Origin of the sequence: Lentibacillus salicampi (assembly GCF_004565465.1) — a bacterium.
GTDB lineage: Bacteria > Bacillota > Bacilli > Bacillales > Amphibacillaceae > Lentibacillus > Lentibacillus salicampi.
In genome coordinates this window covers 1-16786 of the sequence record NZ_SRHY01000018.1, presented here as the reverse complement: position 1 = coordinate 16786, position 16786 = coordinate 1, and the positions used below count along the sequence as shown (strand labels likewise).

The 16786-nt window shown below is 45.0% G+C and carries 12 protein-coding genes; all 12 read left to right on the top strand.

Annotated elements, in window-relative coordinates; translation table 11 throughout:
* The first annotated feature begins 109 nt into the window (after positions 1 to 109).
* Positions 110 to 1633: a bifunctional phosphoribosylaminoimidazolecarboxamide formyltransferase/IMP cyclohydrolase gene (gene purH / locus E4U82_RS11235; RefSeq protein ID WP_135110279.1), complete on the top strand. Its 1524-nt coding sequence runs from the start codon at positions 110 to 112 to the stop codon at positions 1631 to 1633.
* A gap of 18 nt (positions 1634 to 1651) precedes the next feature.
* A complete protein-coding gene (gene purD, locus E4U82_RS11230) occupies positions 1652 to 2902 on the top strand; it encodes a phosphoribosylamine--glycine ligase (protein WP_135110278.1) in 1251 nt (416 codons plus the stop codon).
* Positions 2903 to 3134: 232 nt separating this feature from the next.
* Positions 3135 to 4874 carry an adenine deaminase C-terminal domain-containing protein gene (locus E4U82_RS11225; RefSeq protein ID WP_135110277.1) on the top strand — a complete coding sequence of 580 codons (1740 nt, stop codon included), beginning with the start codon at positions 3135 to 3137 and terminating at the stop codon, positions 4872 to 4874.
* Between the two features lie 211 nt (positions 4875 to 5085).
* A complete protein-coding gene (locus tag E4U82_RS11220) occupies positions 5086 to 6138 on the top strand; it encodes a DUF3048 domain-containing protein (protein WP_135110276.1) in 1053 nt (350 codons plus the stop codon).
* A 15-nt stretch (positions 6139 to 6153) separates the two neighbouring features.
* Positions 6154 to 6444 carry a YerC/YecD family TrpR-related protein gene (locus E4U82_RS11215; RefSeq protein ID WP_135110275.1) on the top strand — a complete coding sequence of 97 codons (291 nt, stop codon included), beginning with the start codon at positions 6154 to 6156 and terminating at the stop codon, positions 6442 to 6444.
* Positions 6445 to 6747: 303 nt separating this feature from the next.
* Positions 6748 to 7440: a heptaprenylglyceryl phosphate synthase gene (gene pcrB / locus E4U82_RS11210; protein WP_135110274.1), complete on the top strand. Its 693-nt coding sequence runs from the start codon at positions 6748 to 6750 to the stop codon at positions 7438 to 7440.
* A gap of 30 nt (positions 7441 to 7470) precedes the next feature.
* On the top strand, positions 7471 to 9696 hold the full coding sequence (pcrA, locus tag E4U82_RS11205) for a DNA helicase PcrA (RefSeq protein WP_135110273.1): 2226 nt from the start codon (positions 7471 to 7473) through the stop codon (positions 9694 to 9696).
* Between the two features lie 40 nt (positions 9697 to 9736).
* Positions 9737 to 11713, top strand: a complete 1977-nt coding sequence (gene ligA, locus E4U82_RS11200) for an NAD-dependent DNA ligase LigA (protein ID WP_425339521.1) — start codon at positions 9737 to 9739, stop codon at positions 11711 to 11713.
* Between the two features lie 12 nt (positions 11714 to 11725).
* Positions 11726 to 12943 carry a CamS family sex pheromone protein gene (locus tag E4U82_RS11195; protein WP_342447733.1) on the top strand — a complete coding sequence of 406 codons (1218 nt, stop codon included), beginning with the start codon at positions 11726 to 11728 and terminating at the stop codon, positions 12941 to 12943.
* Positions 12944 to 13198: 255 nt separating this feature from the next.
* Entirely contained in the window at positions 13199 to 14467 is a 1269-nt protein-coding gene (locus E4U82_RS11190) for a helix-turn-helix domain-containing protein (protein WP_135110271.1), read from the top strand.
* A gap of 12 nt (positions 14468 to 14479) precedes the next feature.
* Positions 14480 to 14620: a hypothetical protein gene (locus E4U82_RS19885; RefSeq protein WP_167751390.1), complete on the top strand. Its 141-nt coding sequence runs from the start codon at positions 14480 to 14482 to the stop codon at positions 14618 to 14620.
* Between the two features lie 317 nt (positions 14621 to 14937).
* Positions 14938 to 16461, top strand: a complete 1524-nt coding sequence (putP, locus tag E4U82_RS11185) for a sodium/proline symporter PutP (protein ID WP_135110270.1) — start codon at positions 14938 to 14940, stop codon at positions 16459 to 16461.
* The last annotated feature ends 325 nt before the right edge of the window (positions 16462 to 16786 follow it).

Sequence of the window (16786 nt, the reverse complement as noted above, 5' to 3'; positions counted from 1 at the left end):
CGTGCGGGAACAGCACTAACTCGTGCGGGAATAGCTCAAACTCGTGCGAAAAAGACCAAACTGCGCGACGCACCACCATTACAAAACCAATAAAACAAGGAGTTTTTCCATGAAAAAGCAGGCATTGATAAGTGTTTCCGACAAAACCGGCATTGCCGATTTTGCCAAAGGACTGGCAGAACTGGATTACGACATCATTTCAACCGGGGGCACTTTGCGGACAATACAGGAGGCGGGCATTGAGGCAACGGCGGTGGAAGATATAACCGGCTTTCCTGAAATGCTTGATGGCCGCGTTAAAACACTGCACCCGGTGATTCACGCGGGGTTGCTGGCCAAACGCGATAATGACGCTCATAAACAGCAGCTTGCGGAAAAGGGCATCAAGCCGATTGATATCGTTGTCGTGAACCTTTATCCGTTTAAACAAACGTTTGATCAGCCAAATGTCACCGAAACAGACATCATTGAAAATATCGACATTGGCGGACCGACAATTTTAAGGGCAGCGGCCAAAAGTTTCCGTAATGTCACAGCAGTTGTCGACCCGGAAGATTACGAAAAAGTTTTACAGGCTGTCCAACATGACAAACTCGATACAACAATGCGCAAAACATTAGCCGCAAAAGTTTTCCGCCACACAGCACAGTACGATACCCTGATTGCCGGCTATTTTACGGATGAAGCTTTTCCTGAAAACTATACCATTACATATGAAAAAGTCCAGACATTACGATACGGCGAAAATCCGCATCAGGAAGCGGCGTTTTATAAAACACCGATTGAATCACCGATGAGTCTTGCATCTGCCAGGCAGCTTCATGGCAAGGAATTGTCCTACAACAATATTCAGGATGCGAATGCAGCACTCGGTATCATTGCGGAATATGACAAACCGGCAGCCGTGGCCGTCAAGCACATGAACCCATGCGGCATCGGAATGGCCGAAGATTTGAACACAGCATGTTCAAGAGCCTATGATGCTGATCCGATATCGATTTTTGGTGGGATTGTTGCTTGTAACCGGACAGTCGATGCGGAAACAGCTGAACAATTAAGCGGTATTTTTCTGGAAATCATCATTGCTCCTGCATTTACCGATGAAGCTTTCACAATGTTAACGAAAAAGAAAAATATCCGGCTGCTGGAATTGAAAATGGATGAATCCAAACCCAGCTCTCATAAATTAACCAGCGTCAACGGCGGTTTACTGGTTCAGGACAACGACAATAAGGAAATCAGACGTAATGATCTGACGTACCCGACTGACAAGAAACCGACGGAAGCCGAGCTGGATGATTTATTATTTGCCTGGAAAGCGGTCAAACATGTGAAATCGAATGCCATTGTACTCGCAAGCGACATGCAGACTCTTGGTGTCGGTGCCGGACAGATGAACCGCGTTGGCGCGGCCAGGATAGCGCTGGAACAGGCGGGAGATAAAGCAAAAGGAGCGGCCCTTGCATCTGATGCATTTTTTCCGATGCCTGATACGGCCAGAGAAGCAGCGAAGGCAGGGATTACAGCGATTATTCAGCCTGGCGGATCCAAACGTGATCAGGACTCGATTGACGTGTGCAACCATTACGGAATTGCGATGGTTTATACAGGCGCACGGCATTTCAAACATTAGGATGGAAGGGGTTTTCCTATGAATCTATTCGTCATCGGACGGGGCGGTCGTGAGCATAGCATGATCATGAAACTGGCCGAAAGCGAGAAAGCTGATAGAATTTATGCAGCACCGGGGAACGGCGGAATCTGCGATGTTGCAGAGTGTGCGGATATTGATGAGCTGGATATTGACAGACTGATAGATTTTGCCTGGGAAAAGAACATTGACTTGACGATTGTCGGTCCGGAAAATCCGCTCCTCGCCGGGATTGCCGATCGATTCCGGGAAGCGGGACTTGCTATTTTTGCCCCCGACAGAGATGCGGCTTTAATCGAGGGAAGTAAGCGGTATGCGAAAACGTTTATGGAGGAGAATGGCATCCCGACGGCGGCATATGCCAGTTTTGCAGATGCCGGTGAAGCCAAATCCTACATAGCGAAAAAGGGCGCCCCGGTTGTGGTGAAGGCTGATGGACTTGCTGCCGGTAAAGGTGTGATCGTCGCACAAACCGTTGACGAGGCGGTGAAAGCCGTCGATGACATGCTCGTCAATCATGCCTTTTCCGAAGCGGGCAGAGCTGTCGTCATTGAAGAATGCCTGGCTGGTGACGAATTTTCCCTGATGGCGTTTGTTCATGAAAATAACGTATTTCCAATGATTTCGGCCCGTGATTATAAGCGCGCCTATGACGGAGACCAGGGCCCGAACACCGGTGGAATGGGGGCATATGCGCCGGCGAAAGATATTTCATCGGAAACATTAGCATTCGCATCTAAGCACGTTCTGCAGAAAGCCGCTGATGGATTGGTTGCAGCGGGTCGGCCGTTTACCGGAATTTTGTATGCGGGATTGATCATGACGGAAGATGGCCCGAAAGTAATCGAGTTCAATGCCCGTTTCGGTGATCCGGAAACCCAGGTTGTCCTGCCTTTGTTAAAAAATGACTTTCTGCAGGTGATGATTGATGTACTCGATGGGAAAGACCCCGATCTTCAGTGGAACAATCAGAGCTGTGCAGGTGTGGTGCTCGCATCAATTGGCTATCCGGACAGTTATAAAAAGGGCGTCACGTTGCCTGAAATACCTCTAGATTCAAGTTCGTTTGTTATCCATGCCGGAACGCAGAAAGTCGGGGGCCGGATCATTTCTGATGGGGGAAGAGTACTCCTGTCTGGCGCAAAGGGCGCCGATGTGGGGGAGGCTGCCGATGCTGCCTATAAATGGCTGGCACACAATGTGAACTCGGATGACTTTTTTTATCGGAAGGATATTGGTAGAGGTGAATAGTGCAGGCGGGGAGAGGGTTGAAATTGGTAGGGGTATCGCGCAGAGCATTAAACCGTGCGACAACAGCACAAACTCGCGCGACACACATCCCCCCCCCCCGTCTCACCAACCCGTTTTGCCTTGCCACAATCGGCCTGTCACAAAAAAGTCAATTTAATAAGTTAAAACAATACCATATGAAAGCCCATTATATGTTACGATAAATAAAACCATATATTGGAGAGTTGTTGTTATGTCAGAAAGCATTTATTGGAGAAACCGCGAACTGCGCGAACATGTCGCCGTTATTGATGGGGAAGAAGCACCGACAGTTGTATTGAAAAACGGCACTTATTTGAACACGTATACAAAACAATGGCTGCGCGCAAATATTTGGATTTTTAATGACCGGATTGTTTATGTCGGGGATAAGCTGCCGGAAAACAGCCAATCAGTCGAAATCGTTGACTGTGACGGTCAGTATCTCGTACCTGGGTATATTGAGCCGCACGCACACCCGTTTCAGCTGTATAATCCCGAGCTGCTTGCCTTGCACGGCGCCGAGTCTGGGACAACAGCATTCATTAATGATAATTTAATGTGGAATTTTTTACTGGATAGAAAGAAAGCGTTTACTTTGCTGGAGGACTTCGAACGGCTGCCGGTTACGATGTACTGGTGGGCAAGATTCGATTCGCAAACGGCACTGCAGCACCCGGAGGACTATTTCAGCACGAATAAAGTATTGTCGTGGCTTAAGCATCCTTCTGTTATTCAAGGAGGTGAGCTGACAGCATGGCCGCGCCTGCTTGATGGAGATGACCGTCTGCTCTATTGGATCCAGGAATCAATCCGGCTTGGCAAACCGGTTGAAGGCCATTTGCCTGGTGCATCAGAAAAAACATTAACTAAAATGAAACTATTGGGTGTGGCCGCGGAACATGAGGCCATGACGGGAGAAGAAGTGATCAGACGTCTGCAGCTTGGTTATCAGGTTGGGCTGCGTTACTCATCGATCCGCCCTGATCTGCCTGTTCTGCTGGAAGAAATGCTGGCAGAAGGCATGTACACGTTCGATCATGTCACAATGACGACGGACGGTGCAACACCCGCTTTCTATGAAAATGGCATTATGAATGTATGTATTGCGATAGCGATTGAAAAAGGTGTCCCGCTGGCGGATGCTTACCGGATGGCTTCGCACAATGCCGCCGTTCATTACGGGCTGATTGAGGATCTGGGGTGTATCGCGCCAGGCCGGATAGCGAATATCAATATTTTACAGGAAAAAAACAACCCTCACCCGGTGAGTGTATTGGCCAAAGGTAAATGGATGACGAAAAATTATCAGGGGCAAAATATCCCGTCAACAATCGACTGGGGAAAATATGACATCGCACCAGTCGAATTTGATTGGGATTTGACATTGGAAGACATGCAATTTTCCGTGCCGATCGGGCTGAACATGGTCAATGATGTGATCATCCAGCCCTATGCCATCAAAACGGATGTGACGCTGGATGTGATTCCGGACAGTACAGATGATGCGTTTCTTATGCTGATTGACCGGAATGGCGAGTGGCGCGTCAATACCGCGATTAAAGGCTTTACAAACCGTCTGGGAGCGCTCGCAAGTTCTTATTCATCAACCGGTGATCTCATCTTCATCGGAAAAAGCAAACAGGATATGCTGCTTGCATGGAAGCGTCTGAAAGAACTGGGCGGCGGCATTGTTTTAGTCCATGAAGGCGACATTTTATTTGAACTGCCGCTGACATTGGGCGGAAGTATGTTTGCCGGGACGATGCAGGAACTAATGGAGAAAGAAAATCATTTGCGAACATTGCTTAAGAGCTTTGGCTATCCGTTCAGTGACCCGGTCTACTCCATTCTGTTTTTATCAGCGACCCATTTGCCATATATTCGTATTACACAAAAAGGGGTTGTCGATGTAAAAAAACGTGAGGTGCTCTTCCCAGCAACGATGCGATGACGTATAATAGAAGTTGTTCAAAAAGTCCGGTAAACATGACGCGTCGATAGAGGACCTTCTGCTAAAACTGTCCACGTCCTGTGGGCAAGGTCTATGCCACGTTTTTCACAACGTCAGAAAGTATAAATTATGGTTGACCTTATAAGAAAAACTTCGGCACTCGCTATAAGACGAGGCGAATGCCGAGTTTTTCTAAAAAAGGAGTGGGGTTTTGAGAAAGCTTATTATTTTCCTGGCTTTGTTCATGCTACTGTTTCTTGGAGCATGTTCAGACGATCAGGAAAAAAATGCAGAAGACAGTGAGTCGAAAGAAAACGCCGTGACGGAAAAAGACCAGACGAATAACAAGAACACATTTCCGTTGACAGGGGTAAAAACGGATCAGTCGGTAAACAATCGAATAACTAGTGTAATGATCAATAATCATCGTAAGGCACGGCCGCAATCTGGCCTCAGCAAAGCAGATATCGTATTTGAAATTTTGGCAGAGGGGCGGATTACAAGGCTGATGGCTATGTATCAAAGCGAATTGCCTGATGTTGCCGGGCCTGTTCGAAGTGCACGGGAGTATTATTTTGAATTGGCAAATGGCTACGATTCGCTTTATATTTATCACGGGGCAGCCAATTTTGTGAATGATATGATTCGAAACCGCGGGATTGAACATTTGGACGGGGCCCATTATGATAATGATGGGCACTTGTTTAAACGTGAATCGTTCAGGAAACCACCGCACAATTCGTATCTGCAATTTGGGACAGTCTATGAGATGGCAGAGCAAAATGGATATGATTCGACACAGACATATGAGCCGCTGCCTTTTACAACAGAGGAAGAAGCCAAAAATATCACAGGTGATCCCGCAGCAAATGTTAAAATTGATTATTCCGGAAAAAGCCTGAAATATGTGGTTGAATACGTCTATGATGAAGATAACGAAACCTATACCCGGTTCAGCGACGGAAAAAAAACCGTTGAGCTGAATTCAGAAGAGCCGGTCACAACCGATAATATTTTCATTGTGGAAACAGAGCATCACGTTATCGATGATGCGGGGCGGCGTGAAATTGACATAACGTCGGGCGGTGATGCCTGCCTGATTCAAAAAGGCAAAATCCGCCACGTTCAGTGGGAAAACCGCGACGGCAGAATCATCCCCGTACAGGATGGCAGGCCGGTGGAATTTGTTCGGGGCAAAACATGGATTAATATTATACCGACAGACCCTGGTATGTCAAAATCGGTTACGGTGTCAAACGATTAAAAGGCAGGTGATGTCATGCAAATCGATAAACTGCGCGGAGAACAGCTGGATCAACTGTTTGACGCGATTCTTTCGTTAAAGGATCGTGAGGAGTGCTATAAATTTTTTGATGATATTGCAACAATGTCTGAGGTTCATTCGATCGCTCAGCGGCTGCAAGTTGCCAAAATGCTGACAGATGGATATACCTACAATGTGATAGAAGAGGAAACAAGTGCCTCAACCGCAACAATTTCACGCGTGCGCCGCTGCATTAATTATGGCAGTGACGGGTATAAAATTGTGCTGGATCGCATGCTTGAATAACTATAAATGAAATAGAGCCGCTATCTCCTATTGGGGGATAGCTTGCTTTCGTTTTATAACGTCAGAGAACCTTATAAGAAAAACTGCTTGTTCACTAAAAAACAAGTGAATGGGAGTTTTTCGAATCAACGTTCTTCAGTTAAATCTCAGGAAATTCCGCCTTCATGAAATTCCTCAATTTTTATCCTGCTTTATCCTAAATTCATAGCTCATTTTTTGGTATACTTTAAGAATGAAGGTAAATCGTGTTTTTACTGTTGATGACTATTGACTAATGAATTAAATATTTATGGGGGATTTTACGTGAATGAACTATTAACAAACTGCAGGCATTTATTTAAACTGGACCCTGCCAAAGACATTTCGGATGAGGATCTCGATGCGATTTGTCAGTCCGGGACGGATGCTGTGATTGTCGGCGGGACGGATGGGGTGACACTTGACGGGGTGCTTGATCTCCTGTCGCGGATTCGCCGGCATACGGTCCCATGCATTTTGGAGATATCCAATATGGCGTCGATCACACCTGGTTTTGATTATTATTTGATTCCAATGGTGATGAACAGTACGGAGAAAAAATGGATGATGGACATTCAGCATGAAGCCATCAAGGAATACCGGGATTCGATGAACTGGGATGAGATCGCTGTGGAAGGATATTGTATTTTAAACGAGCATGCCAAAGCGTTTGAGCAGACAAACTGTGAATTACCGGGTGATGACGACGTGGTGGCCTATGCGTATATGGCGGAGCAAATTTTTCATTTGCCTGTGTTTTACATGGAATACAGCGGCACATATGGCGACCCTGAGCTTGTCAAAGACGTGAAGGAACAGCTACATCAGACAAAACTGATCTATGGCGGCGGGATTGAAAATAATTCCCAGGCTCGTGAAATGAAGGAACAGGCCGATACAATCGTTGTCGGAAATCTGATTTATTCAGATATCAATAAAGCCTTAAAAACGGTTCAAGCAGTTACAGATATGAATTAAAAGCAGCTCATTTAAAGGAAGTGTGTCATGGTGAGTCAGACAATACATGAATTACTGAACGGATTAAATACCGAACAGCAACAGGCTGTACAGCATACAGAAGGGCCATTACTGATCATGGCTGGGGCAGGAAGCGGAAAAACCCGGGTGCTGACACACCGGATTGCTTATTTGCTCGGTGAAAAGGATGTGCCAACGCGAAATGTGCTGGCAATTACCTTTACGAACAAGGCAGCACGGGAAATGAAAGAGCGTGTCAACAGACTGGTAGGACCAGCCGGTAAACAGATTTGGGTGTCCACCTTTCACTCCATGTGTGTGCGTATATTGCGCCGGGATATCGACCGGATCGGTTACAGCCAGAACTTTTCTATTTTAGACAGTGGTGATCAATTATCCGTCATCAAACAAATCCTGAAAGACTTGAACATTGATCCGAAAAAATTTGACCCGCGAGCAATGCTCGGGCAGATCAGTGGCGCGAAGAATGGGCTGATCACACCGGAAGAATACAGCAAAAACGTCGGGGACTTTTTTCAGCGTCAGGTTTCACACGTTTATGAACGCTATCAGAAAACACTGCAGAAAAATCAGGCGCTCGATTTTGACGACCTGATCATGCAGACGATTCATTTATTCAAACGGGTTCCTGAAGTGCTGGAATATTATCAGCGCAGGTTCCAGTATATTCATGTGGACGAGTATCAGGATACCAACCATGCTCAATACTACCTGGTGAAACAATTGGCAAACCGGTATCAGAATCTGTGTGTGGTCGGGGATTCCGATCAATCTATTTATCGCTGGCGGGGTGCTGACATTGCCAATATCCTGTCATTTGAAAAAGATTATCCATCCGCACGGGTGATTTTTCTGGAACAAAACTACCGATCCACGAAATCGATTCTTGACGCAGCCAACGAAGTGATTCAAAACAATTCCGGCCGCAAACCGAAGAACCTTTGGACGGAAAATGACGACGGGAAAAAGCTCCATTATTTTCAGGGGTCGACCGAGCAGGAAGAGGCCCTGTTTGTGACCAATAAAATTCAGGAACTGACCGGTGAGGGGTATTCGCTGAATGACATGGCGGTTCTATACCGGACAAATGCCCAATCACGGGCTGTTGAGGATACATTGGTGAAATCGGATATCGCTTATCAAATGGTTGGCGGCACCAAATTCTATGACCGTAAAGAAATAAAAGATTTAACCGCTTATTTGCGCCTGATCACCAATCCGGATGACGATATCAGTTTTGAACGGGTCGTTAATGTGCCGAAACGCGGAATCGGCAAAACTTCCATTGAGAGGTTGCGCGCATACACAGCTGAGCATGGTATTTCATTTTATCAGGCTGTGAAAGAAGTCGATTTCATCGGTGTTACGAAAAAAGCAGCCATTGCGCTGGCAAAATTCGGGAGCCTGATTCAAACACTTTCACAACAGCAGGAATTTTTGACTGCAACCGATATGGTTGAAGCCATACTTGAGCGGACAGGCTACGAGGAGATGCTAAAAAGTGAACGGTCATTGGAATCGCAAAGTCGTTTGGAAAACCTGGAGGAATTCAAGACCGTTACCCAGGACTTTGAAGAAAGTGCTGACGATAAAACATTGATCGCGTTTTTGACTGACCTGGCGTTAGTGGCTGATATTGATCGTGTCGATGAAGAAGAAATGGACAATGAACCAAAAGTGACGCTGATGACGCTGCATGCTGCCAAAGGACTCGAGTATCCGGTCGTCTTTCTGGTCGGCATGGAGGAAAATGTCTTTCCACACAGCCGGTCGATGTTTGATGATGAGGAGATGGAGGAGGAGCGCCGTCTTGCTTATGTCGGAATTACGAGGGCTGAGCAGGAACTTTATCTGACGCATGCAAAGATGCGAACAATTTACGGCCGGACGAATATGAATCCGATCAGCCGGTTCATTAATGAAATTCCGGAAGATCTGGTTGACGGAATTGAACAGGTACGGCAATCGATGTATGGATCCTTGTATGGCTCCTTTGGAAAAGCTGAAGACAGACCATTGCAGCCAAAACGCCGCGCCGAAAAAATGCAGCAGACGACTGGTGCAGAGTCACAAACGTGGAGCCCCGGTGATAAAGCAGAACATAAAAAATGGGGTGTCGGTACGGTCGTCAAAGTGCAGGGTGAAGGCGAAGGAATGGAGCTTGATATCGCTTTTCCTGCCCCGACAGGCATTAAGCGGCTACTGGCCAAGTTCGCGCCCATCACGAAACAATAGGAGGTGCCCGCGATTGAATAAACAGCAGGCACAGCAACAAATGAAGGAACTGAGAGAACTATTAAACCAATATGGTCATGAATATTATGTGCGTGATAACCCGAGTGTTCCTGATTCAGAATATGACCGGAAAATGCAGGAACTCTTGCAACTCGAGGAATCGTTCCCTGAATTCATCACGGCTGATTCACCGACACAACGTATTGGCGGGGAACCATTGGATGCTTTTCAAAAAGTACAGCACAATGTGCCGATGATGAGCCTTGGCAACGCATTCAATGAAGGTGATCTGCGTGATTTTGCCCGGCGTGCTGCTCAACTGACCGATGAACCGGTTTCGTTTGTCTGTGAACTGAAGATTGATGGGCTGGCGGTATCGCTCACCTATGAAAACGGCCAATTTGTCCGTGGTGCGACTCGTGGTGATGGCACAACCGGCGAAGATATTACAAGCAATTTAAGAACCATCCGCAGCATTCCGCTTTCCATTCAGCAGGAAAATACGATTGAGGTGCGCGGCGAGGCGTTTATGCCGCATAAATCATTTTTGAAACTGAACGAACAACGTGAAGAAAATGGTGACGAGCCATTTGCCAATCCGCGTAACGCGGCAGCAGGATCATTACGCCAGCTTAATCCGAAGATCGCGGCAAGCCGCAATCTGGATATTTTTCTGTACGGTGTCGGAGAGTGGGAGGCAGGAACATTAGCATCACACAGCGAGCGCTTGGAATATATGCAGCAGCTCGGTTTTAAAACGAATCCGGAGTGGCAGCGGTGTGACACAATTGATGAGGTCATCGATTATGTCACATACTGGGAACAGAAACGCCCGGAATTAAGTTACGAAATCGATGGGATTGTCGTTAAAGTGGATCATCTGGCTCAGCAGGAGGAATTAGGATTTACCGCAAAAAGTCCGCGCTGGGCCATCGCCTATAAATTTCCGGCTGAGGAAGTGGTGACAACACTCCGCGATATTGAATTGAGCGTCGGCCGGACCGGTGTCATCACGCCAACAGCTGTATTGGATCAGGTCAGAGTTGCCGGTACTACCGTTCAGCGTGCGTCACTTCATAATGAGGATTTAATCCGGGAAAAGGATATTCGGCTTGGCGATACGGTTGTCATTAAAAAAGCCGGTGACATTATCCCTGAGGTCATTCGTGTTGTCAGTGAAAAACGAACAGGCGACGAGAAGGAATTTTTTATGCCGGATGAATGTCCGGCATGTGGCAGTGAACTCGTCCGTCTTGAGGAAGAAGTTGCACTGAGATGTATTAATCCGAATTGTCCGGCTCAATTAAAAGAAGGACTCATTCATTTTGTTTCTCGTAACGCAATGAATATTGATGGGCTTGGTGAAAAAGTAATCAGCCAGCTGTTCCGGGAAGAACTGGTCCATACCATCGCCGACATTTATCGCCTTGAACGTGATGACCTGTTGCAATTGGAGCGGATGGGTGAGAAATCAACTGCTAATTTACTGCAGGCGATTGATGCATCAAGAGAAAATTCACTAGAAAGGCTGTTATTTGGCCTCGGTATCCGTTTTGTTGGATCCAAAGCGGCCAAAACACTTGCAAGCCATTTTGAAACGATGGAAAACTTGCAGCAAGCAACTTTTGATGACATTATAGCGATCAATGAAATGGGCGAAAAAATGGCAGACTCAATTGTCCGTTACTTTGCTGAAGACGAAGTGAAACATCTGCTTCAAGAATTGAACGGCCTCGGTCTGAATATGGCATATAAAGGACCGAAACAGCAGGACGTGGAAGGCGATTCGGTCTTGTCCGGCAAGACGGTGGTTTTAACCGGAAAAATGGAGACCTTCACACGGACCGAGGCCAAAGCGTTGGTCGAGCAGCTTGGTGGGTCGGTTACCGGCAGCGTGAGCAAAAATACCGATATTTTGATTGCCGGAGAAGATGCCGGTTCAAAATTGGACAAAGCAGAAAAACTTGGTGTGGCAGTTTGGAATGAGCAGCAGCTGAATGAAGCCCAGGACGAATAAGGAGTGGATGACGTGTTGAAAAAAATAGTGATGTCACTGGCAGGCGCCATTCTGATCATGACAGGCTGTTCACCATCGATTGGCAATAGTGATGAGGAGGTTGTTCAAAATAAAGATGAGACCAAGCAACAATCAAACTCAATCGTTTCCAGTCAGCAATTGTCAGAAGAAAATTACAGGACCGTCCTGCCTTATCGCCCCAGTGCCTCCCGGGGTGTCATCACGAACCAGATGGGGAACCGGGTGGATATTGACGAAATGGAGACCGGGCTGAGAAGACTTTCAAAAGAATATTTTGAACCTGAACAGTACTTTTATGAAGAAGGCCAGTATTTAACGTCCGATATGCTTTATAACTGGCTGGATACCTACCCGACGGACAAGCAGCTAAAAAACCTTGAGGAAAGGGTGGAAAATAACAAAGATCAGTTTAGTGAAGCAGATTTAAATGCACGAAAGCAAGCATTGAATCCGCCGTTGGATGAAGAAAATGCTACGAAAGAAGACTATGAGGAGAATCCAAAATATCTTACTCATATTCTGGAGCAAAATTATCTCAAGAAGAATGATGATAACCAAATGGAACTGGTGGGAGCGTCTATCGGCATCGCATTGAAGTCAGTCTATACGTATGATGTTGAAGGGAACACCTACCATAGAGAAATATCGAAGTCCGAAATGATGAAAAAAGGGAAAGAAATTGCTCAGACAGTATTGGAACGGGTCCGAAACATTGAGGAACTGAGCGATGTCCCGATTATGATCGCGCTATACAGAGAAGAAGATCAAAGCTCCCCTGTGCCGGGAAATTTTGTAGCCATAACAGATGCCGAAGCGGGAAAGGCATCCATCGGCGAGTGGGAAACGGTTCATGAAGAAAACGTTTTGTTCCCGTCCGATGAAGGCGAGGAAAAATATCACGACACGCACCAATTAGTGCAAAACTTTGGTACACGCGTTGAGGAGTACTTCCCGAATTATGTGGGCGTGATCGGTGAAGGCTTTTACATGAATGAAGAACTGCAGAAATTAACGCTGGAAATCCCACTGGAGTTTTACGGAAAAGGCGAAGTTACCGGCTTTACGCAATACGCGTATGGTTTGGTACAGGAAATGTTCCAGGATTATTATGAGCTGGAAGTGAAGATTAAGTCCAATGAAAAGATGGAGAGCCTTATATACCGTGAAGCCGGTGACGATGAAGCGACTGTCCATATTTTTGATTCATAATGTCAAAAAAATTTAATGTAAGTCAATAGGCCTAAAATTGGTAAAACAGCCCTTTTTCCCTGAAAAATATGCGGAAAAAGGGCTATTTTTGACTAACTTTCCTCATTTCAGGAAAGTAGGCAAGTTGCGGACGGGCTCATTGCCATTTTGACCCCTCAACTTTCCCAATATGAATTTTTGGAATTTATGTTATGATATATATACAGCATTGTTACCAAATCATTCTAATTTCCAGCTAGCGGGGTGGGTAAAAAGATGGAAATCGGGCCCTATATTAAACTGCACCGGATACAACAGGAAATGACCCAGGCAGATCTGGCTGAAGGGATTGTCTCAAGCGCTTATTTATCCAAGATTGAAAATGAAAAAACCGAGGCAAGCCTGAACGTGATAAGTATGTTGTGCACCAAACTGGGTATTCAGCTGGATGATGGAACTGATGAAATGATCAGGGAGAAGTTGCAGAAATGGTATGATATGCTGTCTACAGACCATGATATGGAAGAAATGACCCGTATCTATCAGGAATTAAATGAGGTTATGTATGATAATCATTCTGCGGATAGTCTGGTGATGTTTGAGATTCATAAGATCAGGTATTTTTTGGTTATGGGACAAATGGATCGTGCATTAAGTCAGATTAATAAGCTGGCTGAAATGACCGGTACTTTTGACAGTCTGCATCAGTTTTACTGGTATAAATTTAAGGGGAATTATAATTCTGCCAATAACGAGTTTAACCAGGCCATGCGCATGTATGAAGCTGCAGAAGATAAACTGAACCAATTGGACTTGTCCGAAGATGAAGTAGCCGATTTACAGTATACGATCGCTGTGACACATAGTAAACTGCGAAATACACTTGAGGCGATAGATTATGCCGAAAAGGCAATTGCCACTTTTCGGGTGACTTACAATTTTAATCGTTGTGCACAGTGTCATATTCTATTAGGTATTTCCTATCGCAGAATCGGGATGCAAGATAAGGCAATTAAAAACTATAACCTTGGTAAACATTTAGGTGAATTGAAGCAAAACACTCAGGTTATTCAATTGACTAATCAAAATTTAGGTTACCTTTATTCAACAATTGGTGAAAACAGAAAGGCTATTTCCAATTATGAGGAAGTAGTGAAAGATTTTGATGTATTATTGTATGAGAGGATAATTGCAGCCACGTCACTTATAAAAGAGTATTATAATATTTATAACTATGATAAAACGAAAGAAATGATTACAAAAAGTCTGGAATTGTTAGATAACACAAATGACGAAGAAAAATACCAATTATTCCAGTATATTACACATACTTACAATTACGTTATTAATGAGGAAGATGAAAAATTTGAGTCGTTTGTGATTGATGAGTTTATACCATATTTAAAAAAACATAGAGATTATGCTAACCTTGTGATTTATACCAATATGCTGGCAAAACATTTTGAAGGGAATAACAGATATAAAGAATCTGTTAAATATTATAAACTGGCTAATAGTGCTTATGAGGAACTGGTTAGCCTCTAAAGGGGGGATAATATGAAAAAGTTGATGACAACTGTAGCATTGGGTACTTTGCTTATTGCAGGATTTGCATCCGTGCAGAATACGCCAAATGATACTGCAATGGAGGTAGAACCTAGAATTTTTTCAGTAGGCCAGGATGTTAGTTTCTTTTAATCTAGTTTGAAACTATTAGTAAGATCAGTATTATTTACCCTATTACATTATGATATTACCTGAAATAGTGTGGAAAGCTGTTTCAGGTCTTTTTTTGTTTTGGTACAATTAACATAAGTGATTTGTAAATTGTGGATTAATGATAATGATTTCAGTAAGTGAAACATATGCTATAATAAATGTACCAATATTCAGAAAGGAGCGTTCGCATGGAATACGCCATTTCGGGAGCAACATGGGTGTGGATGTTTATACCGATGCCTGTATTGATTTTGCTTTCGATTATTACCTTGTTTACGGAGGGGAGGAAAAAGTAAATGGGTCAGGCGACACTGATAACATTTATTGTCTATCTTATTGGCATACTGATCATCGGTATCATTATGTACCGGATGACCAACAATCTGTCAGACTATGTTCTGGGAGGCCGTAAGCTGGGGCCCGGGGTAGCGGCGCTCAGTGCTGGTGCTTCAGACATGAGCGGCTGGCTGCTGTTAGGATTGCCTGGTGCTGTTTATGCGGCAGGTCTTGCGGAAGCCTGGATGGCAATCGGACTGTCGATAGGGGCTTACTTGAATTGGCAGGTTGTCGCGAAACGATTGCGGGTTTATACAGAGGTTTCGAATAACTCCATTACGATTCCGGATTTTTTGGAGAATCGCTTCAAAGATAATTCTCATATACTCCGGGTCATTTCTGCACTTGTTATTTTACTGTTTTTTACTTTTTACACATCATCCGGAATGGTAGCTGGCGCGAAGCTGTTTGAGGCATCATTTGGCCTGGAATATCAGGCAGCGCTATGGATTGGCACCATTGTGGTTGTATCGTATACCTTACTGGGCGGATTTCTGGCGGTAGCCTGGACCGATTTTATTCAGGGCAGCTTAATGTTTCTGGCACTGATTGTGGTGCCGATTGTCGCGCTTAATCAAATGGGTGGTTGGGATGCCGCTGTCCAGGCTGTCGGGGAGATCAATCCGGGTCATTTTAATATGGTTGAAGGTGTCGGGATGTTGGCGATTATTTCATCCCTGGCATGGGGACTTGGCTATTTCGGTCAGCCGCATATTATTGTCCGTTTTATGGCGCTAAGGTCGCCAAAGGATGTTCCGAAAGCACGGTTTATTGGTACGACATGGATGATTCTTGGATTATATGGTGCCATATTTACCGGATTTGTCGGACTGGCATTCATCAGTACCCAGGATGTGAATGTGTTAGGCGAATTTGGCATTTCGGTCATTATGGATAATGGTGTCCAGATGCTTGATGATCCGGAAAAGATTTTTATTGCCTTCTCGCAGCTGTTGTTCCATCCGGTGATTGCCGGTATTCTGCTGGCCGGGATTCTTTCAGCGATTATGAGTACAATTGATTCGCAGTTGCTTGTGTCGTCTTCAGCTGTGGCGGAAGACTTTTATAAAGCGATTTTCAGACGGGCTGCAACAGATAAAGAACTGGTCTGGGTTGGCCGGATTGCTACCCTTATCATTGCTTTGATTGCCGCGATTATTGCCATAAATCCGGATAGCTCCGTTCTTGAATTGGTAAGCTATGCCTGGGCAGGATTTGGTGCTGCGTTTGGGCCAACCATTTTACTGGCCCTGTTCTGGAGAGAGTTTACCCGGGATGGTGCGTTTGCCGGTATTTTAGCGGGTGCCGTTACGGTCGTTGTCTGGGGCGGTGTCCTGTCAGGCGGTATATTTGAGTTGTATGAAATCGTTCCAGGATTCCTGCTTAACCTGATTATTGCAATTGTTGTGAGTAAGACGGGAAAGCCAAAATCTGAGGTTAGAGCGGAATATGATCAGGCTATGAAGAAATGGAACGAATACTAATATTCACCCGATGTTAAACCACTTTTCCCGTTGTGAAGGGGGGTGGTTTTTTTATGTAAAGTGGCAATAAGCCCTGAAAAACGTTCCATTGAATGCATGAATCCAGTTTTGCTTTATTTGCCTAATGACGGGGAATTCTGCTATTATCAATAGTGTCTTTAGATAAATATAATTATAACGAAAAGGTAAATATAATTATAACTCAACTTTCGCAGTCCAAAACAGGCATGTATACCTTGATATAGTTAGGTAAACCCGCAACCCATTGTTGTAATTGACTTTTGACAAACCTTTGTATTTTTTTATTGGTATGTTTTAGGGTATC

Excerpts from the sequence above, each read along its gene's own strand:
- ligA (WP_425339521.1), top strand. The coding sequence starts at position 9,737 with ATGAAGGAACTGAGAGAACTATTAAACCAATATGGTCATGAATATTAT.
- E4U82_RS11225 (WP_135110277.1), top strand. The coding sequence starts at position 3,135 with ATGTCAGAAAGCATTTATTGGAGAAACCGCGAACTGCGCGAACATGTC.
- purD (WP_135110278.1), top strand. The coding sequence starts at position 1,652 with ATGAATCTATTCGTCATCGGACGGGGCGGTCGTGAGCATAGCATGATC.
- E4U82_RS11215 (WP_135110275.1), top strand. The coding sequence starts at position 6,154 with ATGCAAATCGATAAACTGCGCGGAGAACAGCTGGATCAACTGTTTGAC.
- E4U82_RS19885 (WP_167751390.1), top strand. The coding sequence starts at position 14,480 with ATGAAAAAGTTGATGACAACTGTAGCATTGGGTACTTTGCTTATTGCA.
- putP (WP_135110270.1), top strand. The coding sequence starts at position 14,938 with ATGGGTCAGGCGACACTGATAACATTTATTGTCTATCTTATTGGCATA.
- purH (WP_135110279.1), top strand. The coding sequence starts at position 110 with ATGAAAAAGCAGGCATTGATAAGTGTTTCCGACAAAACCGGCATTGCC.
- E4U82_RS11190 (WP_135110271.1), top strand. The coding sequence starts at position 13,199 with ATGGAAATCGGGCCCTATATTAAACTGCACCGGATACAACAGGAAATG.